This window comes from Vibrio diabolicus (genome assembly GCF_011801455.1).
In the GTDB taxonomy this organism is placed as follows: Bacteria; Pseudomonadota; Gammaproteobacteria; order Enterobacterales; family Vibrionaceae; genus Vibrio; species Vibrio diabolicus.
The window spans coordinates 1,770,571-1,795,643 of sequence record NZ_CP042451.1 but is presented as its reverse complement, the minus strand read 5'-3'; the positions used below and the strand labels follow the sequence as shown (position 1 = coordinate 1,795,643).

23 protein-coding genes are annotated in these 25,073 nt (G+C 43.5%); 10 read left to right on the top strand and 13 right to left on the bottom strand.

The window, feature by feature from the left end; translation table 11 throughout:
• The first annotated feature begins 431 nt into the window (after window positions 1-431).
• On the top strand, window positions 432-590 hold the full coding sequence (locus FR741_RS08650) for a hypothetical protein (protein WP_167426635.1): 159 nt from the start codon (window positions 432-434) through the stop codon (window positions 588-590).
• 31 nt (window positions 591-621) lie between these two features.
• Window positions 622-1,356, top strand: coding sequence for a hypothetical protein (locus tag FR741_RS08645; RefSeq protein WP_046874891.1), 735 nt, complete (start codon window positions 622-624; stop codon window positions 1,354-1,356).
• A 91-nt stretch (window positions 1,357-1,447) separates the two neighbouring features.
• Here FR741_RS08645 and FR741_RS08640 read toward each other — a convergent pair whose 3' ends face one another.
• Both FR741_RS08640 and FR741_RS08635 read right to left on the bottom strand, forming a co-directional pair.
• Window positions 1,448-1,831, bottom strand: coding sequence for a hypothetical protein (locus FR741_RS08640; RefSeq protein ID WP_005393414.1), 384 nt, complete (start codon window positions 1,829-1,831; stop codon window positions 1,448-1,450).
• A 100-nt stretch (window positions 1,832-1,931) separates the two neighbouring features.
• Window positions 1,932-2,297, bottom strand: coding sequence for a VOC family protein (locus tag FR741_RS08635; protein WP_005393412.1), 366 nt, complete (start codon window positions 2,295-2,297; stop codon window positions 1,932-1,934).
• Window positions 2,298-2,516: 219 nt separating this feature from the next.
• Between FR741_RS08635 and FR741_RS08630 the strand changes: the two genes are divergently transcribed.
• Entirely contained in the window at window positions 2,517-3,773 is a 1,257-nt protein-coding gene (locus tag FR741_RS08630) for an MFS transporter permease (RefSeq protein ID WP_167426634.1), read from the top strand.
• A 114-nt stretch (window positions 3,774-3,887) separates the two neighbouring features.
• Here the strand turns inward: FR741_RS08630 and FR741_RS08625 are convergent, their stop codons facing one another.
• The 11 genes from FR741_RS08625 to proV all read right to left on the bottom strand — a co-directional run bounded on the left by FR741_RS08625 (window position 3,888) and on the right by proV (window position 15,999).
• Window positions 3,888-5,837 carry an LTA synthase family protein gene (locus FR741_RS08625; protein WP_167426633.1) on the bottom strand — a complete coding sequence of 650 codons (1,950 nt, stop codon included), beginning with the start codon at window positions 5,835-5,837 and terminating at the stop codon, window positions 3,888-3,890.
• Window positions 5,838-6,023: 186 nt separating this feature from the next.
• Entirely contained in the window at window positions 6,024-7,436 is a 1,413-nt protein-coding gene (locus FR741_RS08620; RefSeq protein ID WP_167426632.1) for a sensor histidine kinase, read from the bottom strand.
• Entirely contained in the window at window positions 7,426-8,082 is a 657-nt protein-coding gene (locus FR741_RS08615) for a response regulator (protein WP_005393404.1), read from the bottom strand. The genes FR741_RS08620 and FR741_RS08615 overlap by 11 nt, the downstream gene beginning before the upstream one ends.
• A gap of 3 nt (window positions 8,083-8,085) precedes the next feature.
• On the bottom strand, window positions 8,086-8,721 hold the full coding sequence (locus tag FR741_RS08610; RefSeq protein WP_167426631.1) for a tetratricopeptide repeat protein: 636 nt from the start codon (window positions 8,719-8,721) through the stop codon (window positions 8,086-8,088).
• 14 nt (window positions 8,722-8,735) lie between these two features.
• Entirely contained in the window at window positions 8,736-9,530 is a 795-nt protein-coding gene (locus tag FR741_RS08605) for an SDR family oxidoreductase (protein ID WP_109168398.1), read from the bottom strand.
• An 8-nt stretch (window positions 9,531-9,538) separates the two neighbouring features.
• Window positions 9,539-10,222: a TenA family transcriptional regulator gene (locus FR741_RS08600; RefSeq protein WP_006741597.1), complete on the bottom strand. Its 684-nt coding sequence runs from the start codon at window positions 10,220-10,222 to the stop codon at window positions 9,539-9,541.
• A gap of 25 nt (window positions 10,223-10,247) precedes the next feature.
• Entirely contained in the window at window positions 10,248-11,807 is a 1,560-nt protein-coding gene (locus tag FR741_RS08595) for an AMP-binding protein (protein WP_167426630.1), read from the bottom strand.
• Between the two features lie 80 nt (window positions 11,808-11,887).
• Window positions 11,888-12,499 carry a thermostable hemolysin gene (locus FR741_RS08590; protein WP_167426629.1) on the bottom strand — a complete coding sequence of 204 codons (612 nt, stop codon included), beginning with the start codon at window positions 12,497-12,499 and terminating at the stop codon, window positions 11,888-11,890.
• A gap of 216 nt (window positions 12,500-12,715) precedes the next feature.
• Complete coding sequence (gene proX / locus FR741_RS08585) at window positions 12,716-13,723, bottom strand: glycine betaine/L-proline ABC transporter substrate-binding protein ProX (protein WP_005393392.1); 1,008 nt, start codon at window positions 13,721-13,723, stop codon at window positions 12,716-12,718.
• On the bottom strand, window positions 13,716-14,807 hold the full coding sequence (gene proW / locus FR741_RS08580; RefSeq protein WP_005393390.1) for a glycine betaine/L-proline ABC transporter permease ProW: 1,092 nt from the start codon (window positions 14,805-14,807) through the stop codon (window positions 13,716-13,718). The genes proX and proW overlap by 8 nt, the downstream gene beginning before the upstream one ends.
• A gap of 4 nt (window positions 14,808-14,811) precedes the next feature.
• Entirely contained in the window at window positions 14,812-15,999 is a 1,188-nt protein-coding gene (proV, locus tag FR741_RS08575; RefSeq protein ID WP_005393388.1) for a glycine betaine/L-proline ABC transporter ATP-binding protein ProV, read from the bottom strand.
• A 437-nt stretch (window positions 16,000-16,436) separates the two neighbouring features.
• Between proV and FR741_RS08570 the strand changes: the two genes are divergently transcribed.
• From FR741_RS08570 to FR741_RS08540, 7 genes are all read left to right on the top strand, one after another.
• On the top strand, window positions 16,437-18,317 hold the full coding sequence (locus FR741_RS08570; RefSeq protein ID WP_167426628.1) for a DUF294 nucleotidyltransferase-like domain-containing protein: 1,881 nt from the start codon (window positions 16,437-16,439) through the stop codon (window positions 18,315-18,317).
• A complete protein-coding gene (locus tag FR741_RS08565) occupies window positions 18,317-19,063 on the top strand; it encodes a 3'-5' exonuclease (protein ID WP_114322387.1) in 747 nt (248 codons plus the stop codon). The genes FR741_RS08570 and FR741_RS08565 overlap by 1 nt, the downstream gene beginning before the upstream one ends.
• Before the next feature lie 191 nt (window positions 19,064-19,254).
• Window positions 19,255-20,916: a BCCT family transporter gene (locus tag FR741_RS08560; protein WP_005393381.1), complete on the top strand. Its 1,662-nt coding sequence runs from the start codon at window positions 19,255-19,257 to the stop codon at window positions 20,914-20,916.
• 313 nt (window positions 20,917-21,229) lie between these two features.
• A complete protein-coding gene (gene ectA / locus FR741_RS08555; protein WP_005393379.1) occupies window positions 21,230-21,763 on the top strand; it encodes a diaminobutyrate acetyltransferase in 534 nt (177 codons plus the stop codon).
• A 34-nt stretch (window positions 21,764-21,797) separates the two neighbouring features.
• Complete coding sequence (gene ectB / locus FR741_RS08550; RefSeq protein ID WP_065646776.1) at window positions 21,798-23,063, top strand: diaminobutyrate--2-oxoglutarate transaminase; 1,266 nt, start codon at window positions 21,798-21,800, stop codon at window positions 23,061-23,063.
• 15 nt (window positions 23,064-23,078) lie between these two features.
• Entirely contained in the window at window positions 23,079-23,465 is a 387-nt protein-coding gene (locus tag FR741_RS08545; RefSeq protein ID WP_005393369.1) for an ectoine synthase, read from the top strand.
• A gap of 84 nt (window positions 23,466-23,549) precedes the next feature.
• Window positions 23,550-24,971, top strand: coding sequence for an aspartate kinase (locus tag FR741_RS08540; protein ID WP_005393366.1), 1,422 nt, complete (start codon window positions 23,550-23,552; stop codon window positions 24,969-24,971).
• Window positions 24,972-25,073 lie beyond the last annotated feature (102 nt).

Here is a 25,073-nt window from a genome sequence, read left to right as displayed (position 1 = left end):
TGCAGTCTTCATCGGAACAATTACTCAATTAAATGAGTAAAGGTTAGTTAATGATGCTGGTCATCATTAACGTGTGAACTCTATCATGTTTTTGGTCTATTTCAACACCCTATATCAATTTATTTTCAACGAAATAACCCCACTTATTTTCACGAAGCTATGTTTACCAAGTTTTTTGTGTGAGTAACTGCATAAACAAAACTCATTGGGCTAGGGAATAGAACCAAGAACACACTTCAGAACGATAAATGTGTTTCGATTATTACGGCATAAGTTATTCAATTGAGAACACAAATTTGATTAAAATCGAAGCACTTATTTTAAAATCTACGCTAAGTTGACCTTATGGGGCGTATAAATGAGTTACAATAAATCTTTGTGAAACCGTCTATGGACCTAGGCAGTTTTTCATAAGTGGACAAGGAGGCGGTATGACCAGATTATTAGCCATTGCGGTGTTGATTGCAGTAGCATTTGTGCTGTTTCGTTATCGAACCAATGAAAAAGTCCAAAAAGCGACCGTTATAACATTAATTTGCGCCTTTCTGATTTATACAGCATCGATTATGTTTGCGGAATTGATCCGCTAGCAAAGTAAAAGAGTCCTTGGAGTAGTATACGGTGAGTTCTCAGAACAAGATGGAAGAACAAGACGACGTTGTTGTCATTGAAGAGCGTGACAAACGTACTCATATCTATATCGCGATTGCTGCGGTATTAGGCTTGGCATTTGGTGGCCTTGTTGGATCGATTGTCACTGCGAACAAGTGGGAATCGACTTATCATGTGCTAGAAGAAAAATACCAAGCGTTGACGCAAGATAAAACGCAGTTGGTGTCTCAAGTAAAAGTGCGCGAAGAAGCGCTCGACCAAGAAATACAAGATAAAGTCACTGAACTGCTCGCAGCGAAAGATGAAGCGCACGAGAAAGCGCTTAAGAAGTTACAAAAGCAATTGACTGAGGTCGAGAAAGTTAACCTGTCGCTAGAGTCTCAATTGAAACAACAGGCAGATAAGATCAACACGACAAAGTCAGAAAATGAGAAGCTGAGTCGTCAAGCGGATATGCAAGCGACTATCTTTGAACGATCGCGCGAGGTGTTTCAAAAAGAGCTGAAAATTTCGCAAGAATTGGAGTCTCTAGAGAAAGAAAGGGCGAAATTATTGCCTAAGATCGAGAAACTCAAAAAAGAGTGTGATGTATTTTTGGAAGGTAAATCTTGGGACGTGAAATCGGACGCGTGTGATAAACACGATGAAGCCAATTCACGACTAAGTCAGGTCGATCAAATGATTGAAGTTTATAAAATGGATCTCAAGCAAATCAAAGCAATAACTGAAGATATCGGCCTCTAGATCTTTTATACCTGATTTTGGAAAGTAAAAGGAGCTCTTTAAGAGCTCCTTTTTCGTTGCTAGCTTTAAACTCGGGAGCTAACGTTTATTCTTAGATACGCGAGGCGTCATAGCCTGAAGCAAGCAGCAATTCTCGCTCATGTTTAATCAGTTGGGCGCGATCTTCAATCAGCTCATTGAGAGCTAGTGAGGGCTTGCCTGCTAAAGCCTTGAACGACTCAAAAGATTCCGCGGTGTCGATTTTATCAATCATCTGACTGATGACATTACGAGCCTCACACGGGTTACTCGTAGTGGTAAAGTATTCCACTTGCTTTGCTGCCGATTTCATCTCTGTCAACAGCTCAAGTGGGCTGCTCTCTTTTGCTACCGCCATGTAGTTATCCAGCACGCGCTTTGCATAAAGCAGTTCTTTGAGGGGGATATCTCTTCCACTCTCGATTAGAGATTCGCTAAGGATCATACTTGAGCTCATGGGCATTCCTTCTTATATACTACGCAGCTTTTGATGTTTCCCTGAGTCTAATTTATTGAAGTCACATTGGGAATGGGTAAAAAGCATTTTTAACGCATTTTTATTCACTAATAAAAACGCGAATGCGATGTTTATCCGGATCGGTAGCCACAAAATTTAAGCCATACACCGAAGTCATTGGTGGTTGAGCAAACTCAACGCCCATGTTTTTCCAACTGTTGTAAACGTGCTCTAACGTATGGCGGTTGCGCACTGCAAATGATAACTCGGTGCCACCACCTTTGATGTCGCTGGAAGGGGAAAGAACATCACTTTGCTTGAGTGTCAGTTTTAAGCCATTTGCGAGTGGCATAGAAGCAAATGTTGGAGACAAAAACGTGACCTCACAATCAAACAGTTTCGAGTAAAAAGCTTGGCTTACGTGGATGTCCTCAACATAGAGGACGAATGAATTGATAGTTAGCATGGTCTGTTTCTCAATTTACTAGAAGTATGAGGTTGAATCTAACGGAAGGGTAAGACAGGCTTTGTCAGTAGACCAAGTTAAAGTACCTTGTTTGAAATAGTGAGAAGTATCACTTTCAATTTTATTGGCTCAGGATCGAGCATATGAACATATCGTTTGCTTTGTATTTGATTCCATTTATCTTCTCGACATTTCCTTGTCAAAAGCAATCCCGTTCATATGTGTAAAACGATTAGTTCACTGTTAATTATTATTTTTTGTGTTACATGTTCATTAAGTATTTCAGCAAAAAATATAGAAAAGAAAGAAAGTCAAATTTTAACTATCAATGAAATTAATAATAAAGAAAAAATTCGTGATCTTACAGAAATAGAAAGAGTGAGCCTTTCAACTATCTATCTTCTTTACAAAAATGGAGTGATAACGGAGAGTGAAGCAAACCAAGAGTTTGGACACTTTCTCGAAAATGAAGACAGAAAAAATGCCTTATTGAAACTCGCTCACATTGATGACGCTCAAAAAGAGCTGAAGCAAGCCGAAGAAAGTAGTGACTGGGTGAAACTATTTAACTTAGTTAACCTGATGAAACTATGTGGAGTGTTGCTTCTTATCGCTGCTGTTGCTTATTTTATCGCTCAAACCTACGAACTTCTTCAAGATATCGGTAGGGTATTTTGGCGACTTATTTGCACATTACCCGCGATTTGTTACCAGATTCTATTTGTTATCATTGGCTTAACCCTAGCCTTAGTTCCAATGATTATCAGTATCTCAGAAGCGCAATATGTTGTCATTTTTGGTGTGTTGCTCGCTTATGTCGCACTAGTATGGTGGACTATTCATTACGAAGAGCAGTCAGAAATTCTCCTAGAAAAACTCTCCTTGGGTTTACCAATTGGTATGGTTTGGTCTTTTTATCATGCTATTTACTTTGGCTTTTTTGCCATCCGCGAAGAGATCGCATTTTTACAGCTAGTGACATTTGCATGGGTTGTTCTTGGTATTGCAGTGGGAATTTTTAGTTTATTTAACTTTGAAGACAAACCTTACAAAGGAACAAAGTGTTTTTCTTTAGCGTTATCATCGACCATTGTTACTTGCATAATACTATTCTTAAACCAGAGTTCAGATTGGATTACGCCATATTACAAATTTACTTATTATGGGTTAGTGCCATTGCTGTTGTTGTCCTTTTCTATTTCGGGTTTTTATCTACAAAAACCAAGTTGGGTTAAAAAAATTTCAAATATTATGATGTTTTCACTCCTATTTATTAGCGCACCCTTACCAAGTTTTGGTCTGGATAATTTGTACGCTATGATTAATAGTGGTGTATTTGCCTATGGTTTTATCACGATAACAACGATGGTATTTCGGGTCAGTTTTCTGTTTGGCTTGATATCAACAAGCCTCGTTGTTTACGTGTTGGCCTTAGTTATCGAACACAATCCTGAAAAGTTCATCCTCTACATGTGAACTATGATTTTCTAGATACAAAGTGTGCGTTCCTCCATGTACTCTAAGAGTGAAGAGTCTTACAGAATAAAGAAAAGGAGCCAGTTGGCTCCCTTTTAACTGAATCAGCGGATATTAGTTGGTACGTTTCGAAGCGTACCAGTTGTTTTGATACGCCTTAGATGCAAACAATGCGTTTGCTTTTGCGCGTTCAATAACGGATTCATCGACTTCTAGCGGTTTCATGGTTTGGCTTTCAAAGTCGTACGCCAGGGTCGATACTTTTTCACCAGGAGAAAGCACAACTAGGTTGTCACGCGTTAAATAACCAAAGTTTTTGTCGTATTGCATCATTGCGCGTTCATCTTCGCGAGCCAGTGGTTTCGTTAAATCACGACCAATCATCGGCGTTTTGGCGTCTACGCCAATAAGAGACAACAGCGTAGGCGGCATATCTATGTTGTTTGCGATACGGTCATCTTTACGTGGTTGAATGTCTTTACCAATGATCAATGCAGGAATGTGGAAGTGCTTAACTGGAACCAAGTTAGCGCCAGACACGCGGGCATCGTGGTCTGCAATGACAATGAAAATAGTATCATCCCAGTAGGATGAGTTTTTCGCCTTTTCAAAGAACGTACCCAAAGCGTAATCTGAATATTTCACCGCGTTGTTACGCGTCATGTATTCGGAATCGTATGGCTCAATTTTACCTTTCGGATACTCATAAGGACTGTGATTACTTGACGTAAAAACTAAGCTGAAAAAAGGTTTGTCGCTTTTTGAAAGGCGTTCAAACTCTTCGTCTGCTTTGCTGTATAAGTCTTCATCACTGACCCCCCAAGAGCCAACAAAGCTTGGGTTATTGTAATTATCTTCTTCGACGATTTGATCAAAACCATTACCGAAGAAGAAGGTTTTCATGTTATCGAAGTTTGCTTCACCGCCATAAATAAATTGCGTGTGATAGCCTTGTGCTTTGAGTAAGTCTGCGATGGTAAAGAAGCCTGTTTGGCTTTTGCTTAGTTTCACCACTGCGCGAGAAGGGGATGGTGGAAAACCCGTGGTTACAGCTTCGATACCACGAACAGAACGAGTACCCGTTGCGTACATTTGCGTGAACTGCCAACCTTCAGCCATGAGTTCATCTAGGTTTGGCGTAAGAGGCAGACCACCCAAAGAACCCACAAATTGTGCTCCTAAGCTCTCTTGTAGCAAGATCACTAAGTTCTTACGTTTACCATGGTAAGTCGCGGGGTTACTGTTCATGGTTGGAAGCAATGTTGGATCAAAGTCGGACTTTTTTGACGAAGCGCGAACTAGCTCCAGCATCTTTTGATTATCCATCTTGCCGTAGAACTGCTCTGCGCTTTTTTCTGACTTCATGCTGTTGACAGCAAACAGCAGTGAGTAAGATGAGTTTAATGCTAAGTCGTTAAGCAGTGGATCGTTAGAAAATGCCACCATGGCAGGATTTAGTGGGCGGTGGCCTAAAGACGAGCGTGCGCCTGCAACACCAAGAAGTACAACAAAAATGGCTAATAGTGGGCGCCACTTCCATTTGATCTGCTGTGCATTGTCGGTCAGTTTTTTGCTCCACTTCCAACCCAAAACTAGAGTTAATGCCGTGCCTAACGCGCCAATAAACAGCTCTAGCTTATAGCCAGTCCAAAGCATGCTCATGACCTCTTTCGGATAGATAAGGTATTCCACAAACAGACGGTTTGGGCGTAGGTCATATTCCTGAATGAATGGTGCCGTTGCCAGTTCCATGTACACGAGAATCCAAAGCCCTACAACCATCCATATGCGCAATATCCATTTCCAGAAATGCCCAATCTTGCCGTTTAATGGCATTAGGGCTGAAAGCAGTGCAGGGAGGATGAATAACCAGCACAGTGTTGCAATGTCTACGCGTAGGCCTTGGCCTAGGATGTAAATTAAGTCGTTGAAAGAGTCAATTCGATCAAGTTGCCAAAAGGCGAGCAAAACGCGTGAGATAGACAAAAATATAAGTGAAAACAAAGAAAAAGCAGCAATTGGCTGCAAAGGCCCCCACACAGAGCCCTTAGATAAGTTTTTCATATTTATTCGAATAGTTTAATTGTTATGTTGTGTTGTTTTTAACAAAGCAAGCGTGAAATAAACGTGAATTATAATGTGGGTTTATGGTCGAGTAGTGTAAGTGTTGGTATGTCTATGTAAGTGTGGAATGAAGCTCATGTTCGGCTGGAACATAAATTAAACACGTTATGGTCTGTATCGCTTTTGTTAGCACTTTGGGAAAGTGACGACAAACGTATTCCTACTATTTTCTCTGGGAATGAGCTCAAGTGTTGCACGGTGTAGTACTGTAATGTCTTTGCAAATTGACATCCCTAAACCCGCCCCGTCGCCAAGTTCGGAATGACCCCGATAAAACTGTTCGAAGATTCTTTCACGAGTTTCTTTCGGGATTTCTGGGCCTGTATCGGAAATTAAGACTTTGATTGTATTATTGTTCTCAGTGACGCTGACTTGTATGTCACTGTGCTCGCCGGAGTAACGAATCGCATTATCGACGAGGTTACGAAATAACACCTCTAACAACATTCGATCACCGGATATAGCGATGTTGGAAGATGATAAACTGATGTCTTGCTTCTGCTTCAATGCTAACGGTGCCAAATCAGCAACAACGGTTTGCAACAAAGGGGTTAGCTCAACGGTGTCGAATACACGTTCTGATAAGCTATCTACTTTAGCTAAAGTCAGTAGCTGATGGATAAGGCGGTCAGTGCGTTTAATGCCTTGCAGAATGTTGTGTAAATCTCCTCTCAGTTGCTTCGGATCATTACTTTCAAGTGCATTTTCTACGTTAAGACGAAGGATTGTTAGTGGGGTTTTTAGTTCATGCGCTGCAGCACGTGTAAAGCGTTTCTCTCTTTGCCAGGCTAACTCTAGTTCAGAGAGGAGCGAGTTGAGTGAATCGATAAGTGGTGCGAGTTCAACGGTGTTGTCTTTTACATGAATGCGATCTAATCGGTGTACGTTTCTTTGTGTGATGGCGGTGCGCAGGTCGTTAATCGGTCGGAAATGTTTATCGATCAACCAAAACAGCAAAAGCAACAAAGTTGGTAGTATCAGCAATTGTTCTATTGATGTGGATAGGGCAATTTCGTGAATGATCTCTTTACGTATCTTGTATTTTTCTGCAACCACGACGTATTCATTATCATGTTTTGTTTGTGGCAGTGAAATCTGAAATGTACGCCATTGTGTGCCGTCTTTTACGATATCAGCGTAGCCGTTATTATCAAAGGATGTAGAGAGTGCGTGCAAGGTTTGATCAGAGCTCCAGATTAGTGTGTTGTCTCGATAGAATTGAAAAACCAAGTTTTGTTCATAAGGGTGGCCGAACGTTGTGACATTGTCATCGTCAGACTTTGACATTGACTCAATGTTTTCCATCCACTCATTAAATAATTCTCGATGGTTAGCGAGAGCCCTCTCTTCCGTTGAAATTGAGAGCGTCAGCAACATTAATTTTGCGGATTGTCCAAGCCTAGCGTCATAAACTTCTTCGACCTCGTGCTTCGCAGATTGGAAACTGAAATAAAGTGAGATGAGTAAGAGAACACTTACCAACACGCCTACTGATAGAGTTAACTGACGTTTGATCGAGTACGACTTCTTATCTTTCAAGAATGTACCCCACACCGCGAATATTTTTAATGACCACTTTGGGCGCTTTTTTACGCAAATTGTGAATATGAACTTCGATAGCGTTGTCGCTTGAACCTTCATCCCAGCCGTGTAGTGATTGTTGCAATTGCTCCTTACTTTGCACGCGTCCGGCGTTCGTCATCAAGCTGGTGAGGATTTTAAATTCATTGCGTGTGAGTTTAAGCGGCGCGTCATCGTAGCGAATGCTTTGTTCCGATAAGGATAAAGATAACTGCCCAACTTGAATGATTTCTTCTGCACTACCGGATTGACGGCGAATCAACACACGCAAGCGAGCGAGCAACTCTTCGAGTGCAAACGGTTTTCCGAGGTAATCATCTGCGCCGCCATCAAGGCCTTGAACGCGATCGCGAATGTCGTCTCGTGCGGTAAGTATCATCACTGGGAGCTTAAATCCGCCTTTGCGAATATTACGCAGAACTTCCAATCCATCGATATCGGGGAGAGTGAGATCCAATATTACGGCGGTGAACGCTTCTGTTTTGAGTGCGCTAGTCACGCCAGAGCCTTTTTCCACCCAATCCACGGTGTACCCATGGCGACTTAATGAAGTCACCATGGATTGACCGAGTAGTTTGTCATCTTCTACGAGTAATAAGCGCATGGATTATTTCAAACTCCCAAGAGTCGCTTCAATTTCCAGTTTTCGACCTTTATCAGCCAAAGGTCGGTCAGGGCGAGGTGACGCCTGCATTGCGCGAGTCAAATACACTTTCGCTTCCTTGTCTCGACCTTCTTCTGCAAGGAAGTCTCCATAAAAATAGTTCGGATCGATGCCTTTTGGATTGATCTCTAACGCTTTTTTCAACATTTCTTCGGCTTTATCGTCATCACCAAAGCCAATTGGCCACCCCGGAACTTTGTAATACAGAGAACCTAAACTGGTGTATGCAGATCCATCAAGCGCTTGCGGTGAAGTTGCGATTACCCCTTCGAGTAAAGATTTGGCTTCTTTGGCGAGTGATAGTGCACCCAAGCCACCTTGAGCACCAGCCAGCGATGCTTTATTGATTGCCAGCCAAACAGTGAGTTCGGGATTGCCCGGTTCTCTGTCGAGATAAATACTGGTTTTGGCAATCGCGCGATGGAAGCATTGTTCCTTTTCGTCTCCATCGGGCGTGCTGTACTGACATTCCGCCCATTTCTTTTGAACCTGTTGCAGTGGAGTATTACTTGCCAACGCAGCGGTCGAAGCTAACGTTGAACAAATCGTCAAAGCGCAAAATAGTTGTTTGGTCTTCATCGTCTATGTCCTCTTCAGTGACTGACTCGGTTTACGTATTGGTGAATGGTTTCTTGCTGCTTACGAATCGCAGAAGAAACCACGCTTGGAAGCAGTTGATTGATGCGCGCAAAAAGCTTTTCTGGCCAACCAATCCATTTCGCGGAAATTTCTTTTTCCAACATGGTGACAACGTGATCGGCTACAACTTGCGGCGAGTCCGTTTTGTTACCCAGTTGTCGATTCATTTCATTGACGGCATCGCTATTGAGCGAGGTTTCTGTCGCTCTTGGTGCCAAATACAGCGCACGGATTCCGGTTGCGAACAGCTCTCTGTCGAGCGATTCGGTAAAACGGTGCAACCCCGCTTTTGCCGCGCAATAGGAGGTATAGCCTGGGTAGCCAATTGAGCCGAATGTGGAACCTATATTGAGAATCACCCCAGGCTGCTTTAACCACGTTAACGCTGATTGGCACAGCAGCATCGGCGCAACGAGATTGAGTTGGATTTCGTCTGTAATCTGCGTTGGTCGTTTGTGGCTTAACAACGAGAAATCGTTGCTGCCCGCATTGTTAATCAGTGCGTCCACTCTTTGATGTCGGCGCGCTCGAGCTTTAATCGCAGTTAATCCTTCTGATGAGGTGATGTCTGCAACGACTAGGTTATGGCGCTCTGGATTCGACAGTTCACGCTGTAGTGTTTGCAAGCTCTCTTCGTTTCGCCCAACAAGAATGAGGCTGGCACCGCGTTTTGCTAACTCTTGCGCGATGGCTTGCCCAATTCCGCCTGTTGCGCCTGTCAGGAGAATGGTGCTGTTGTTAATGATCATGCTTCACCTCACGCCGCTTGTTGGGTTGAGAAAGAAGGCAAAGAACGCAGCATTTGTCCGTACAATGCGAACACCATTTTTGCGGAGTCGATGATGACTTGCTGATCTTCCACTTTGGTGATTTTGTTCATCAGTGATTCAAAAAATTGCAGATGATCTTGGTCTAACACGCTGTGTGAAACTAGGTAAGTCATTGCCGAAGGCGGTAGGCTTAGCGTTGACTGGATTTTTTCAGCCATTTGGCCACCAATGCCGACGCTGGTGCCTTCTAATACCCACACCATGCCAAACAGCGCGAGTGGGTTGTGGCGGTCAATGTTGTGGTAAAGGTAGGAAACCATCAGTTCAATCGGTGCACCTACTTGACCTACATCTTTGTTGTTGCGCACTGCTTCGGCATCGCCGCCGCACGCTTTGATGTCATTTAAAATCCATTCTTGATGGCCTTTCTCTTCCTCGATGTACTCGGCAATGGCATCTCGTACCCATTCGTATTCGCCAGATAGTCGGCCTCCACACGCCATCAGCAAGGGAACAGTGTGCTTAACGTGATGGTAAGCTTGGGTTAGAAAGGCGATATACATATCTTTGGAAATGTTGCCTTGTTGAACGTCTGCGATGACTGGCGCAGTTAACATTGCTTGTTGAGCAGCGGCAGTGCTTTGTTTGAGTTGTTCGAAAAATAAAGTCATAACCTTCTCCTTAAGAAGCCGTTAACTAAGATGCAGTTTGGAAAGACGTAATGTGTTGCTGGAAGGGCAAATCGATGCGTTGGATCTTTTGCGCTTGCAGCGTTAATTCAGGCGTTGTGCTCGCCAATAACTGAGCCACATCATGTTCGATTTGATTTCGTTTGAGCTTGCCGTTATCCGTGTACCAACCAGAGATGGCTCGTGGGTTGTCAAGTAGCAACAAGGTTCGGATTTGAGCGTAATCGGGTAGGGTTTGGTTTAATGTATGAACCTTTGCTTCGACGTCTTCGCTATTGGCAATGACAGCACATAATGTTTGTTGGCTATCACCTGTAACGATCAGTGGCGTCATCGGCAAAAACGCCAACGCTTCTGATTCAATCCATTCCGGTGAGACATTTCTGCCATATGCGGTGACGATAAGGTTCTTCTTGCGCCCCGAGAGAGTGACAAAACCTTGCGCGTCGATTTGGGCTAAGTCGCCAGTTGCTAACCATTCTTTAGTAAACGGCTCATTCAAATAACCAAGAGCAACGTTGCCTTTGACGAGCAGTTCACCATCTTCCGCGATACGAATCTGAGCGTGGGGAAGTGGTTTGCCACACGTTCCTGCTTTAAATGCGGCTGGTATATTCAAACAAACGACGGAGCCACATTCAGACAAGCCATAACCTTCAAACGCAGGGATGTTCAGCGCATGCGCGGTGTTAATCAGTTGCGACGACACTCTTGCGCCGCCAACGGCGACAAATTTTAGAGAATCCACAAGAGAGGGCTGTTGTTTCGCGATGTGAATGAGCGCAAGCAATAAAGCCGGTGTTAGCACTAAGCTTTCTGGTTTGATGGTCACTAATGCTTGTGCAAACAAACCCGGTTCGAGTTGGCTCGAACCGAGTAGGCCGGTTTGCTCTCCGGGTAAAATATATGACGTCACGCCCAACATGAGTGGAACATAAACGCCGGTTATGTTCTCGAGAAGCGTCGATAACGGAAGCAGCACTAAGTGTGAGTGCTCCGCGCTGTTTACTGCGTCGGCGAGCGATTTCGCCACCAAACACAAATGATCATTGCTTAAACACACGCCTTTAGGCTGACCAGTCGAGCCAGAGGTAAAGGTGATTTTTCCGGTTTCTGGTAGATAAGCTACCTGTGTATCTTCATCTCCCAACTGGTTACGACGCAGCAAAGGCAAATTTGCAATGGAAAACGAATGGTCTTGCTGGTTAAAGCTTTGCTTAGGATGAGAAGCCAACCATGCTTGCCAATCGCCGACTAAAGCGTCGACTCCTGATTGCTCTAGCGTGTGCTCTACTTGAGCATCAGAGAAAAAAGTCGGAATAGGTACGACGACAATGTCGGCTGCCATCGCTGCCAAATCAACGATGGTCCAATCAATGCTATTTTCTGCGCGTAGCGCGAGTGCTTTGATATTGTATGCAATAAGTTCGGTGGCAACGAGTTCGATTTTTCTTAACAATTTAGAGTAAGTCAGTTCAACCGTTTGACCCGCTTCATAGCCGACAAATGCTATTCGGTCTGGTGTCGTTTTTGCCCATTTTGTAATGGCATCGAGGAGAATATTCATACATCACCTATATTCTGGCGTTGTGTTTAACCAAGTTGTTCTGGCTGTGTTTGCGGTTTTAACGACGTTTACTTTTCTATCTAGGCTTGTTTGCGTTTTCTTTCTTGGACTAATCGAAGGCGCTCTAGTCCTTTTTGCAAATTACCAGCTAACACACGCGGTTGATGTTCGTAGTACGAACCCCAAGTGGACTTGGCATAGGGGACTTTATTTTGATCGGCCTGCGCGATGATATGAGGCTCCAATCCTAGACGCGCCATCATTGCGTGAAGAGGGTCTGTCGCGGTGAAGATGCACCATTCAAAACCGAGATTGACCAGCATTTCTGCGATCAGGTAGAAGTGCAGAGATGACATGCCCTTAGCGAAAGATGCCAAGTGACCAAACTCCACTAAGTTCGAACGTTTTACGTCGCAGTTAAATACGTTAGAAACCAGCTTTTGAGCGTCGTCTTCTAAATACTGTTCAAGGAACAAGGGCTCATATTCGGCGATGCGAAAGCCGCATACGGAAATAATTTGAGCGCCTTCAATGAGGGTTAAATACGCCGGCATAAATTGTTTCAGCTCGGCAAAGAATGCTTCTTGATAACGCTGAGAAACATGCTCGATAACTTGGCTCCAAAGCGGATGCATTGGATAGACGATGTCTAAAGTAAAGCCATCTGCAGAAATTTGTGCATGGTGTTTCATGAGCGCTTCCTTTGTTTGATTGGTTATCAACAAAATAAAACGCGAAACTTAAGAAATTCTTAAGGAATGAAATTAAGTAGAAACTTTAAGAAAATACTGAGGAGCAAGGCTCAGTATTGTTGCAATCCTTTTTACTAATGTGAATAAAATAAGAGCCAACCGATGTGATCGGTTGGCTCTAAAGTTAGGTGTCACGTATTTTAATGGTCGTGCCGATTACATGGCTGCTTTTTTAGCTTCGTCTACCCATGCGTCGAACTTTTTCTGGTTCGCTTTAATCCAGCCATTTACATGAGACTCGATGTCTGCTGAGCTGTTCTTACCTTGGCTCATCATCATATTCTGCGCACTAACATCATTGATGTTTAGCTTGATGATTTCAAACAGCTTCGCTGCTGCTGGGTTCTTTTCAGTAAACTCTTTGTTCGCAACGATGCGCATAGAGTTCATCTCAAAGCCGTAGTTCTTACCGTTCTCTAGTGTGGTGTCGATGTCCTTACGCTCACCAGGAAGTGAAGAGAATGGCACTTCTAACCAAACAACATCTTTACCCGGAACTAAGACGCCACTTACCCAGTAAGGTGTCCAAGTGTAGTAAAGAATCGGATCGCCTTTTTTGTAACGAGAAATCGTGTCAGCGATAATCGCAGCGTAGTTACCTTGGTTGTGCGTTACTGTGTCACGAAGCTTGAACGCATCCAACTGATGCTCAACGACCATTTCACAACCCCAACCTGGGTTACAACCTGTTAAGTCCGCTTTACCGTCACCGTTGGCATCGAAAAGCTTGGCCAGTTTTGGATCTTTTAATTGACCAATATTTGTGATGCCATATTTTTCAGCGGTTTTTTTATCGATCAAGTAACCTTGAGCAGCACCACTTACATATTGACCTTTGCGGAAAAACTTATCATCACCGCCAGACATCGTGTACTTATCGGCGTGAAGAGGGAACCAACCTACAGCTAAGAAAGTGGCGTCGCCTTTAGCAATAGAGGTATAGCCTACGTTGTAATCGACTTCTTTAGTCGGTTTTACATCGTAACCAAGCTCTTCAAGTGCACGGTTTACGATCAATGTTTGAAACGTTTCCTCTGCAACGGTTGATTGAACTGGCTGAACAGTCACACCTTCACCCGGTAGTTCGCTTGCCACACCATAAGTTGAAAATGCGATAGTACTTAGAGCTCCAACAGAGAGCGCTTTCTTCCATGAATTATTCATTGATGTTTCTCCTAAGTTTTAGATCGTCTTGGTTCGTCTTTGTTTTCAGTTTTAATAGGTATGAAACAGGACCTGTGTGATACCAGCGAAGCTTGGTGTTACCCGCATTAACCCCTAATACTTGGGTAATACGGTCTAATAAAATGGCAAGAATTACGATGCCTAAGCCACCGACGGCAGCAAGACCCATATCAAGTCGGCCGATACCACGAAGTACCATTTGGCCCAAGCCGCCAACCGCAATCATTGAAGCGATCACGACCATAGAAAGTGAAAGCATCAAGGTTTGGTTTACCCCTGCCATAATCGTTGGTAACGCCAATGGCAATTGGATGCGGTAAAGCATCTGTTTTTTGTTTGCCCCGAAAGAGTGGCCCGCTTCGATCAGCTCTTCAGGTACTTGCTGAATCCCTAAAATAGTCAGGCGCACAACGGGAGGCAGTGCGAAAATGATGGTTACTACAACGCCAGGAACGTTACCAATACCGAATAGCATAACGATTGGCACTAGATAAACGAACGCGGGGGTCGTTTGCATTGCATCGAGTATTGGTCTAACAAATTTGGCTGCGGTTTGGCTTCTCGCCAACCATATCCCCATCGGTAGCCCGATAAGCAAACAGAAGAAGACGGCGGTTAAAACCAGTGCGAGCGTTGTCATCGCCTGTGACCAAGCACCAATTAGGCCGATAAAAACAAGGGATACAAGCGTTGAAAAACCGAGTTTTACATTGGAAAACTGCCACGCCAGCAAAAATAAAATGAGCACCATGATGGGCGCAGGTGTGGAAACCAAAGCAGTTTCAAACGAGGTAAGAATAAAGTCGATTGGAACTCGAATTGCTTGGAAAACAGGGCGACCATGTTCCACCAACCAGTTCAATCCCGATTCTACCCAGCTATCAAGTGGTAGAACCGCATCTTGGAATGGGTTCATAATGTCGAATGGCGCTTGCTCTACAGTTTCTGAGCTTAACCAGTCATTACTTGGGGCAGCGTCAGCACCTACACCTTGTGACCAAGGATCATCTTGTGCAGGAGCGGTATTCGACCAGGGATCATTGTTAGTTTGCTCTGAAGACATCGTGTTAATCCTTATCTAATGTTTGTAGAAGACGTGATTTAGTCACGACACCAAAGTAAGTACCTTGCTCATCAACGACAGGTACGGCATAAGGAACGCCTGCAACTAGTCCCAAAATGTCATTGATTGACTGCTCTGGCTGAAGAGTGACTTCATCCGTCAATTGAGCACTGGCTAGAGAGCGGTTTTCTTTGTGAGCCAAACGTAGTGAGTCAAGAGACACGATGCCGGAATATCGGCTAGATTTATCCACGACAATGCCGTAATCACGGTCATGATCCATCAGAATCTGCATCGCAGAGCCTGGGCCATCATTTTCCGATTTCTTAAAGACGGCGGCTGGCTTCTTGCGAGCGATATCTTTTGCTGTCAAGACACTTGCGATGTTTACGCCGCGGAAAAACGCTTCGACATAATCATTTGCTGGGCTGTGCAATATTTCATCAGGTGTGCCAACCTGAACAACCTCACCGTTTTGCATGATGGCGATACGATCACCAATACGCATTGCTTCGTCCAAATCATGAGAGATGAAGACAATTGTGCGTTTGTCATCGTTTTGTAGACGAATAAGCTCATCCTGCATCTCAGAACGGATTAATGGGTCTAAAGCGGAAAACGCCTCGTCCATTAATAGAATGTCTGGGTCACAAGCCAATGCCCTTGCTAAACCCACGCGCTGTTTCATACCACCGGATAACTCGTCAGGGAAAGATTCTGCATAAGGGTCTAAGCCAACTCTTTCCAAGGCGGAAAGGGCACTTTTCTGACGTTCATTAACATCAATGCCAGCAAGTTCTAAACCGAATGCAGCGTTTTCGATCACCGTCATGTGAGGCATAAGTGCGAAACTTTGAAACACCATTGAGATATTGTTGCGACGAACTTCTCGAAGTTCGTCTTCAGAGATATGGGCAATATCTTTCCCTTTGAGATAAACACTGCCTTTCGTTGGCTCAATGAGTCGGTTTAGGAGTCGAACGAGAGTAGATTTTCCCGAACCAGAAAGCCCCATGATTACGAAAATTTCACCTTCGTTAATGGTGAGAGATACATCGTTTACGCCGACTGTTAAACCTGTCTGTTCAAAAATACCGTCCTTATCGATACCTTTTTCGATAAGCGAGAAGGCTCTTTCTGGGTCTTCTCCAAACACTTTATACAGTCCCTTAACTTCCAGTATGGGATCCATGTTATCTGTCCTTTTTGTGTGTTTATAACTGTTTAACGATTTGTACTCTAATTAATTTTAGTTCAATTTTCAACGAATGGGGTTCGGTTAACTGGGTTTTATGTGCATACAATGAACAATTAAGTAGGTGTGGCTAAATGGTGTTTTCATTAATTAAAATAGATACTTACTGTTGGTCTTGTCTTTGCATAACTTTTCCATGACATTGGTTTGAATTTATTTTGAAGTTTTTAGTACATTTCAACTCAGCCCACCTGCATAGCTATAAGGAGAAATAGATTAGAGGTCTATATTTAAAAACGTTAGAGCTCTAATTTTTGATTGGAGTTTTATTCTGCGAACTGGGTTAGGTGTTGTTATTCTTAGATTTATTCATTGATTGATTTCAATCTTGGTGATATTTATCGCTGTAGTTTAGGCAACGTATGGAATAAAAGATGGAAGCCGAACAGTTAGAAGTGCTCAACTTCATTAGCCAGTACCCACCTTTCGATGATCTACCCGAAGAGCAGTTAAAAAAGATCGCTCTAAATGCCGAGGTTGCATACTTTCGACAAGGCACGGAGATACTCAATTTTGGAGACACGATCCGCGACTTATATATGGTGAGAAGCGGCGCTGTGGAGATTTACCGACGTAAAGGCGAACTCTATAACAGGATTGACGCTGGTGGACTGTTTGGACAGATGGGGTTGTTAATGAACAACCGTGTGCGTATGCCGGCCAAAGCGATAGAAGACACCTTGGTTTACTGTATTCCGGAGGATATTTTCAACGAGCTTTGTGATGAGTTTGAAAACTTTGCTGACTATATGGAACTGGAAGACAGCGCGCGTTTGCGAAGCGCAATATCCAGCCGCTCAGAAAGCAATGACTTTACCACTGCCAAGGCACGTAAAATCTTAGCGAGAGATCCGGTAACGTTGGAGGCGACGGCATCGATTCAAGAAGCCGCGATACTGATGGCGGAGGAAAATGTCACCTCTTTGCTTATTGTTCGCCCAGCAGAAGAACTCACAGAAGAAGATGATGAACAACTACTTGGAATATTGACTGATCGCGATCTATGCATTCGCGTAATAGCTCAGGGCATTGATACCAATATCCCCGTGAGTGAGGTCATGAGTTATGACGTGGTGTCTCTGGATTACAACGCTTATGTCTTTGAAGCCATGTTAACCATGTTGCGCTACAACGTGCACCATCTCCCAATTTTAAAAGATAAAAAGCCGATAGGAATTATTGGCATGACGGATATTGTCCGTTATGAATCTCAAAACAGCTTGCTGCTCGTTAGCTCTATCTTCCAACAAACCAGCGTTGAAGATCTCAAGCAAGTTTCTGAACAAGTGAAAGACTGCTTTGTACGAATGGTGAATGAAGATGCCAACGCTCATATGATTGGTCGAGCCATGTCGGTCATTGGTAGTAGCTTTAAACAGCGTTTGGCTGAATTAGCAGAGCAAGAGCTTGGCCCTGCGCCAATTCCGTATTGTTTGGTCGCTATGGGATCGATGGCCAGGGATGAGCAGTTAATTGTAACGGACCAAGACAACGCCCTTATTCTCGACAACAGTTATGATGTTGAGATGCACGGGGAGTACTTTGAAAAGTTTGCCAAATTTGTTTGTGATGGTTTAGCAGCATGCGGCTATGCTTACTGTACTGGCGACATTATGGCAACCAATCCAGAGTGGCGAAAAACCCGAGCGGAGTGGGAGGAGTGCTTTGGCAACTGGATAGATAACCCAACTCCTGAAAGGTTGTTAAACAGTAATATCTTTTTTGATTTATTAGGTGTTCATGGGCGAGTGAAGTGGGCGGAACAATTAAGCAGCTTTATTGTTAGGCGCGCGAAAAGAAACAACCGCTTCCTTGCATGTATGGCTTACAACGCGATACGTCGTACACCGCCATTGGGCTTCTTCAAAGATTTTGTTATGGAAAAAGATGGTCGTCATCGCAATTCTATTAACTTGAAAAGAAGAGGTACTGCGCCATTGGCAGATTTGATTCGAGTACATTCATTGGCAATTGGTTCCCGTTCGCAAAACTCGTTTGACCGTTTAGACGATATCAATGATGCGGGCATTTTACCTAAAGGTCGAGGAATGGACTTGAGGGATGCAATGGAATTGATCTACATGGTTCGAATTCGTCATCAAGCACTCGATATCGAAAATGGAGATGAACCAGATAACAACATTGAGCCAGAGAACATGTCAGAGTTTGAGCGCCGAAACTTAAAAGCTGCTTTCCAAATCCTTAGTAATGCACAGAACTTCATCAAGTTCCGATACCAGAGAAGTAGCAAATAATGTGGTTCTCAAAAAAGGCAGCAAAAGATCAGCCGTTGTTGGATACGTCTCGGACGCCAGAGTGGTCAACCTTATTTAAACAGCTCGCGACCGAAGCAAGAGACGAGAGACTCAAACGTTATTACTCGACACCGATGGTTAATGGGGAAACCCCAGTTGAGGAAGTGCCATTTGTCTCGGTAGATTTTGAAACGACAGGTTTGAATGCGGAAGAGGATGCAATTCTCACGATTGGACTTGTGCCGTTTACTATTGATCGTGTTCAATGTAGTGGCTCTGCGCATTGGGTTGTTAACCCTAATCGTGAGTTAAACGAAGAGTCAGTTGTGATTCATGGCATCACTGATTCTGAAGTCAAAAACGCGCCCCAATTAACCCACATTTTAGGGGAAATATTGGATGCGCTGTCAGGCAAAGTTGTGCTTGTTCATTATAAAAATATCGAAAGGCAGTTTTTTAATAACGCGTTGCTAAATAGCATTGGGGAGGGGATACAGTTTCCCGTTGTCGATACGCTAGACATTGAACACGCGATACAGCGCCGTGAATGCAGTGGCCTATTCAATAAGTTAAAAGGTAAGAAGCCAGGCTCTGTCAGGCTGGGGCATGCTCGTGAAAGGTATCGCCTTCCTGCTTATCAACCTCATCATGCTTTGACCGATGCGCTGGCTACTGCTGAACTGTTTCAAGCACAGTTGCAATATCATTTTAATCGAAGCATGCCAATCTCTTCGATTTGGCAATAAGCGTTGTTTATGATGAAGACAATAAAATGCAATGAAAGGTAGGGGGCTTTGCGATTATGATGGCGGACTGAGTAACCGCTTATAAGAACTATGTTTTTTGAACATGTGCTTGGTAGTGATGGGAGGTTTCATCACTCAAACTCCGACGAAAGTAATTTAAATTTGGTCACGTATTTTTAAGGAGATTATCCGTGAGCACCGATAATAACGGTGGCATTCAACGCCCCGATGGAAAGGTAAACGCGATAGACACTGACTATCAAATTGGTCAGGATAACGTCGCGTTAAAAGTAGGCCCGTTTGGCCTTGATATTCATAACCGTGTTTTTGCAATTTCTGGTTTAGCAATCATCCTATTTGTTGTAGTAACACTATTATTTCGAGAACAGGTAGAGCCGTTTTTCGCAGATCTAAGAGCGGGTTTGTTACACCATTTGGATTGGTTCTTTCTCGCATCTGGTAATATTTTTGTCATTGTCTGTGTTGGGTTGATTTTTACACCGCTAGGTCGTGTACGAATCGGCGGTACAGAAGCGACACCAGATTATTCCTATGCGGGTTGGCTGGCAATGCTCTTTGCAGCAGGTATGGGTATCGGTCTGGTGTTCTTTGGTGTATCAGAACCTATGTCTCATTTTAGTTCTGCTATTGGTGGCGTGAACGTTGAGAACGGTGTTCGTACTGACTGGGCCCCTCTAGGTGGTGCAGAAGGCGATGCAAGTGCTGCATCTGCACTAGGCATGGCGGCGACGATTTACCACTGGGCACTTCATCCGTGGTCAATCTATGCGCTATTGGCTCTTGGTTTGGCGATTTTCTCGTTTAACAAAGGCTTACCACTTACCATGCGATCCATTTTTTACCCACTGTTTGGTGAGCGTGTATGGGGTTGGACTGGTCACATTATCGACATTCTTGCCGTTGTTGCGACAGTTTTTGGTCTGGCAACGTCTCTAGGTTACGGTGCGTCTCAAGCCGCAACGGGTTTGAACTTCCTATTTGATGTTCCAATGACGAATACTACGCAGGTACTATTGATTATTGGCATCACCGCACTCGCTTTAATCTCAGTTGTTGCGGGACTAGACAAAGGCGTGAAAATCTTATCTGAGATCAATATGGGTCTCGCTGCGCTTTTACTGCTTTTCGTTATTGTTGTCGGCCCGACGATCGCGATTTTAACGGGTTTCTTCGAAAATATAGTGTCATATGTGGCTAATATTCCTGCCCTATCAATGCCATTTGGACGAGAAGACGTAAACTATTCTCAAGGTTGGACAGCATTCTACTGGGCTTGGTGGATTTCTTGGTCACCATTTGTCGGTATGTTCATTGCGCGTGTATCTCGTGGTCGTTCCGTTCGTGAGTTCATTATTTGCGTTATCCTTATCCCTTCCTCTGTTTGTGTGTTATGGATGACCGCTTTTGGTGGTAACGCTATAAGCCAATACGTGAGCGATGGTTATGAAGCCGTGTTCAACGCGGAATTACCGTTAAAACTATTTGCCATGTTAGATGTGATGCCTCTAGCTGAAATTACATCTTTCGTCGGTATTATTTTGGTGGTGGTATTCTTCATTACCTCTTCAGACTCTGGTTCACTGGTTATTGATACTATTGCTGCGGGCGGTAAGGTCGATGCGCCAACGCCTCAACGCGTGTTCTGGTGTACGTTTGAAGGCTTAGTTGCGATTGCATTGATGCTTGGTGGTGGCCTAGCGGCAGCTCAAGCAATGGCCGTGACCACAGGCCTACCATTTACGATTGTTCTGCTTGTTGCAACGGTTTCTCTAGTAAAAGGCTTGATGGATGAACCTCGTCCAAAAGCGGTTTCTAAGAAGAAATCGAAATAACCAACATCAGCAGTTAAATATTTGCATAAAGCGGCATGCGAAAGCATGCCGTTTTTTTTGATTTTTGAATTTTTTGCTGAGAAATGAAGACCATGGAGGACTGTTTTTTCTGTTCGTTTTTTATACTTATTCTTTAAGTGATTTTTTAATAAATTAGACCTCGAACTATTTTAAGATTTGGTTAAATGGCGTATTTTTGTGATACCTGTCACAAAAATACCGATAAAAAGGCGGATTATTTGATTTTTAGTCGCGAGGGATGCCCATAATAAAAAGGAAATTTAATTAGACCTCAAAGGATATGTATTTCCACATGATCACATCAGCACCTTGGGTTCTTTATCCAGAGATTGGAGAAGACTCAAGTAAAAAATGGATTTTTCGTGAGCCTAAAATCTCTGATGGTGACGACATTTACAGCTTAATTGCAGACTGTCCTCCATTGGACATGAACTCATCTTATTGCAATTTCCTACAGTCTACGCATTTCAGCAAAACCAGTATTTTGGTTGAGCAAAAAGGCGAAATCGCAGGTTTCATTTCCGGTTATCAGAAACCAGACGAGCAAGACGTTTTATTTGTCTGGCAAGTTGCAGTCTCACCTCGCTTTAGAGGTCACGGTTTAGCATTCCGCATGTTGAAAGAACTTCTCACCCGAGAGGAATTGGGCGGTGTTAAATCGGTAGAAACTACCATCACGGAAGATAATAAAGCCTCTTGGGCATTGTTCAAAAAGTTAGATGCGATGAACGGCAACTCTGGCCAAGTAAGCACATTTTTGGATGAAGAAGCCCACTTTAAAGGCAAACACGATACAGAATATTTGTATCGCATTCCTCTCAAATAATCCTCAAACAATAGGAATTAAAAACGGTCTCATCATGGATATTTTCAAAAAGCAGGAATCCAACGTACGCTCATATTCAAACAATTTCCCAGTCGTTTTTCGTAAAGCGAAAGGCTGCTGGCTGGAAACAGAACAAGGTGAACGATACTTAGACTTCCTTGCTGGAGCGGGATCTCTAAATTACGGCCATAACAACCCAGTACTTAAGCAAGCACTGCTTGAGTACATTGAGATGGACGGTATTACTCACGGTTTGGATATGCACTCAGAAGCGAAAGCATCGTTTCTTGAAGCGTTGGATACTTACATCCTTAAACCAAGAAACTTGGACTACAAAGTCCAGTTTACTGGCCCAACTGGTACTAACGCCGTTGAGGCAGCACTTAAGTTAGCGAAAAAAGTAAAAGGTCGCGACAGCGTCGTTGCATTTACCAACGGTTTCCACGGTTGTACAGCTGGCGCACTGGCTGCAACGGGTAACCAGCATCACAGACAAGGTAACGGTTCTAGCTTAAGTAACGTCACTCGTATTCCATTTGAAGGTTACGCTGGCGTTGATGGTCTAGCATTGTTCGAAACCATGCTAAACGACAACTCTGCAGGTATGGATAAACCAGCCGCTGTACTTCTTGAAACTGTGCAGGGCGAGGGTGGTTTAAATGCTGCTTCAAACGAGTGGTTACAACGTTTGAGCAAAATCTGTAAAGCCAACGACATTCTTGTGATTGTCGATGACATTCAAGCTGGCTGCGGACGTACAGGTACTTTCTTTAGCTTTGAGCCTTCAGATATTCAACCAGATATCGTGACGCTATCGAAATCGATCGGTGGTTACGGTTTGCCAATGGCCGTCGTTCTACTTAAACCAGAGTTAGACCAGTGGAAGCCAGGTGAGCATAACGGCACGTTCCGTGGTAACAACCATGCATTTATTACCGCGGCGAAAGCTTTAGAAATTTATTGGGCAAATGATGACTTTGAAACACACATCAAGCAGTGTTCAGACAAAGTAAGTGCTGTTATTGATCGCTGCGTTCGTCGCTTCCCACAAATGTTTGTACAGAAAAAAGGTCGCGGCATGATGGTTGGTATTGAGTGTATCAACGGTGATATGGCATCTGAAATCGCGAAAAACTGTTTCGAAAACGGAATGGTAATTGAGACAGCTGGCCCTGACGACGAAGTCGTTAAGTTCTTCTGCCCACTTACGATTAGCGAGTCAGAACTAGACCAAGGACTAAGCATCTTTGAAAGTGCAGTGGAAACCATTGCTGCGAAACATTTCAAACAAGCATCTTAATAAGGATTATTAATTATGATCGTCAGAACACTCGATGAGTGTCGCAACAGTGAGCGACGTGTGGTTTCAGATAACTGGGAAAGTGTCCGTATGTTGTTGAAAGATGATAACATGGGTTTTTCTTTCCACATTACTACGATTTATGAAGGTACTGAAACACACATTCACTATCAAAATCACCTAGAATCGGTTTTTTGTATGAGCGGTGAAGGTGAAATTGAAGTCGTTGGTGGAGAAACTTACCCGATTAAACCGGGTACGTTATACATCCTTGATAAACACGATGAGCACTACTTGAGAGCTTATAAGAATAAAGAAATGGTAATGGCGTGTGTATTCAACCCACCAATTACCGGCGCTGAAGTGCACGATGAAAACGGTGTTTATCCTCTCGTTGACTAAAAGATAGAGGTGGGGTGCTTGTCACCCCACGATCAACTATCTCTTCTTTTTTCTTTTAAAGTTACCAATCAAAAAAGGCTTATCATGACATTTACCGTAGAAAAAATCGGCGGTACATCAATGACAGCATTTGATGCTGTTCTCGACAACATTATTCTTCGTCCTAAATCGCCATACAATCGTATCTTTGTCGTCTCTGCATATGGCGGTATGACCGACGCGCTACTCGAATGTAAAAAAACCAGTAAGCCAGGTGTTTATCAGCTTATCGCGAAACGTGATGACAAATGGGAAGAAGCGTTAGCATACGTTGAAAGCCGTATGCTGCTCACAAATGAAAATATTTTCGCGGACCCAATGAATCGTATCCGTGCAGATAAATTCATTCGCTCACGTATTGCTGAAGCGAAAAACTGTATTGCGAACATTTTAGAAACTTGTCAGTACGGTCAGTTTTCGCTACGTCAGTATTTGCCTCAAATTCGAGAGTTTCTGTCGTCTATCGGTGAGGCGCACAGTGCTTACAACACGGCATTGAAACTAAAAAATATGGGTATTAACGCTAAGTTCGTTGACCTGTCCGGTTGGGACAATCAAGCGCCAAGAAGCCTTGATGAATCGATCAGTGATGCGTTTGCTGATATCGATGTGTCAAAAGAACTGCCAATTGTTACAGGTTATGCTTACTGTAAGGAAGGCCTAATGCACACTTATGACCGAGGTTATAGTGAGATGACATTTAGCCGAATTGCAGCGATAACAAAAGCGGATTTAGCGGTAATTCACAAAGAATATCACTTGAGCTCTGCAGACCCGCGTGTTGTTGGTCCTGAAAAAGTTTTGCCAATTGGTAGTACAAACTATGACGTAGCAGACCAACTTGCTAACCTTGGCATGGAAGCGATTCACCCAAATGCAGCCGCAGGTTTACGCGAGAGTGGTATTGAGCTACAGATCAAAAATACATTTGAACCTGAACACGAAGGCACTTTGATCTCTTCAAGCTACCGCCCAGAAGAAGACAAAGTCGAAATTATCGCAGGTAAAGAAAAAGTGTTTGCACTGCATTTGTTTGACCAAGCGATGGTGGGAAAAGCCGATAACGTTAGCTACGAATTAATGGAAATTATCTCTGATGCTCGCGTAAGTTTAGTTGGTAAAGAGATGAACGCGAACTCTATTACTTACTATCTAGGTGGCAGTACTGATAGCTTGAACAAAGTATTGTATAAAGCTGAAAAACGCTATCCGAATGCGTCGATTAAAGGCCGTATGGTCGCGCTGATTTCAGCCATCGGTTCTCAAATTGACACTAACAAGACACTAGCGAAAGGTGTACTTTCTTTGATGAACAATGGCGTAACGCCAGTTGCACTTCACTCATCAATGAGAAATGTAAACGTTCAGTTCGTCGTGGGTGATAAAGAATATCAGCGTGCGATTTGCGCGTTGCATGATGAATTCTTTCAGAGCAATAGTTTAACTAAATCGGTTAACGTAGCTTAGTTTATTCACGGTTAAAATACAAAGGAGAGCAGGTTTGCTCTCCTTTTTTGTTTTTCTGTGTTCTCAATATAGGCCCGCTTTGCATGGAGTAAACTACCGAGC

What these genes read in the sequence shown, in the direction of transcription:
- FR741_RS08650 (WP_167426635.1), top strand. Translation starts at nt 432, where the DNA reads ATGACCAGATTATTAGCCATTGCGGTGTTGATTGCAGTAGCATTTGTG.
- FR741_RS08640 (WP_005393414.1), bottom strand. Translation starts at nt 1,831, where the DNA reads ATGAGCTCAAGTATGATCCTTAGCGAATCTCTAATCGAGAGTGGAAGA.
- FR741_RS08635 (WP_005393412.1), bottom strand. Translation starts at nt 2,297, where the DNA reads ATGCTAACTATCAATTCATTCGTCCTCTATGTTGAGGACATCCACGTA.
- FR741_RS08630 (WP_167426634.1), top strand. Translation starts at nt 2,517, where the DNA reads ATGTGTAAAACGATTAGTTCACTGTTAATTATTATTTTTTGTGTTACA.
- FR741_RS08625 (WP_167426633.1), bottom strand. Translation starts at nt 5,837, where the DNA reads ATGAAAAACTTATCTAAGGGCTCTGTGTGGGGGCCTTTGCAGCCAATT.
- FR741_RS08615 (WP_005393404.1), bottom strand. Translation starts at nt 8,082, where the DNA reads ATGCGCTTATTACTCGTAGAAGATGACAAACTACTCGGTCAATCCATG.
- FR741_RS08610 (WP_167426631.1), bottom strand. Translation starts at nt 8,721, where the DNA reads ATGAAGACCAAACAACTATTTTGCGCTTTGACGATTTGTTCAACGTTA.
- FR741_RS08605 (WP_109168398.1), bottom strand. Translation starts at nt 9,530, where the DNA reads ATGATCATTAACAACAGCACCATTCTCCTGACAGGCGCAACAGGCGGA.
- FR741_RS08600 (WP_006741597.1), bottom strand. Translation starts at nt 10,222, where the DNA reads ATGACTTTATTTTTCGAACAACTCAAACAAAGCACTGCCGCTGCTCAA.
- FR741_RS08595 (WP_167426630.1), bottom strand. Translation starts at nt 11,807, where the DNA reads ATGAATATTCTCCTCGATGCCATTACAAAATGGGCAAAAACGACACCA.
- FR741_RS08590 (WP_167426629.1), bottom strand. Translation starts at nt 12,499, where the DNA reads ATGAAACACCATGCACAAATTTCTGCAGATGGCTTTACTTTAGACATC.
- proX (WP_005393392.1), bottom strand. Translation starts at nt 13,723, where the DNA reads ATGAATAATTCATGGAAGAAAGCGCTCTCTGTTGGAGCTCTAAGTACT.
- proW (WP_005393390.1), bottom strand. Translation starts at nt 14,807, where the DNA reads ATGTCTTCAGAGCAAACTAACAATGATCCCTGGTCGAATACCGCTCCT.
- proV (WP_005393388.1), bottom strand. Translation starts at nt 15,999, where the DNA reads ATGGATCCCATACTGGAAGTTAAGGGACTGTATAAAGTGTTTGGAGAA.
- FR741_RS08570 (WP_167426628.1), top strand. Translation starts at nt 16,437, where the DNA reads ATGGAAGCCGAACAGTTAGAAGTGCTCAACTTCATTAGCCAGTACCCA.
- FR741_RS08565 (WP_114322387.1), top strand. Translation starts at nt 18,317, where the DNA reads ATGTGGTTCTCAAAAAAGGCAGCAAAAGATCAGCCGTTGTTGGATACG.
- ectA (WP_005393379.1), top strand. Translation starts at nt 21,230, where the DNA reads ATGATCACATCAGCACCTTGGGTTCTTTATCCAGAGATTGGAGAAGAC.
- ectB (WP_065646776.1), top strand. Translation starts at nt 21,798, where the DNA reads ATGGATATTTTCAAAAAGCAGGAATCCAACGTACGCTCATATTCAAAC.
- FR741_RS08545 (WP_005393369.1), top strand. Translation starts at nt 23,079, where the DNA reads ATGATCGTCAGAACACTCGATGAGTGTCGCAACAGTGAGCGACGTGTG.
- FR741_RS08540 (WP_005393366.1), top strand. Translation starts at nt 23,550, where the DNA reads ATGACATTTACCGTAGAAAAAATCGGCGGTACATCAATGACAGCATTT.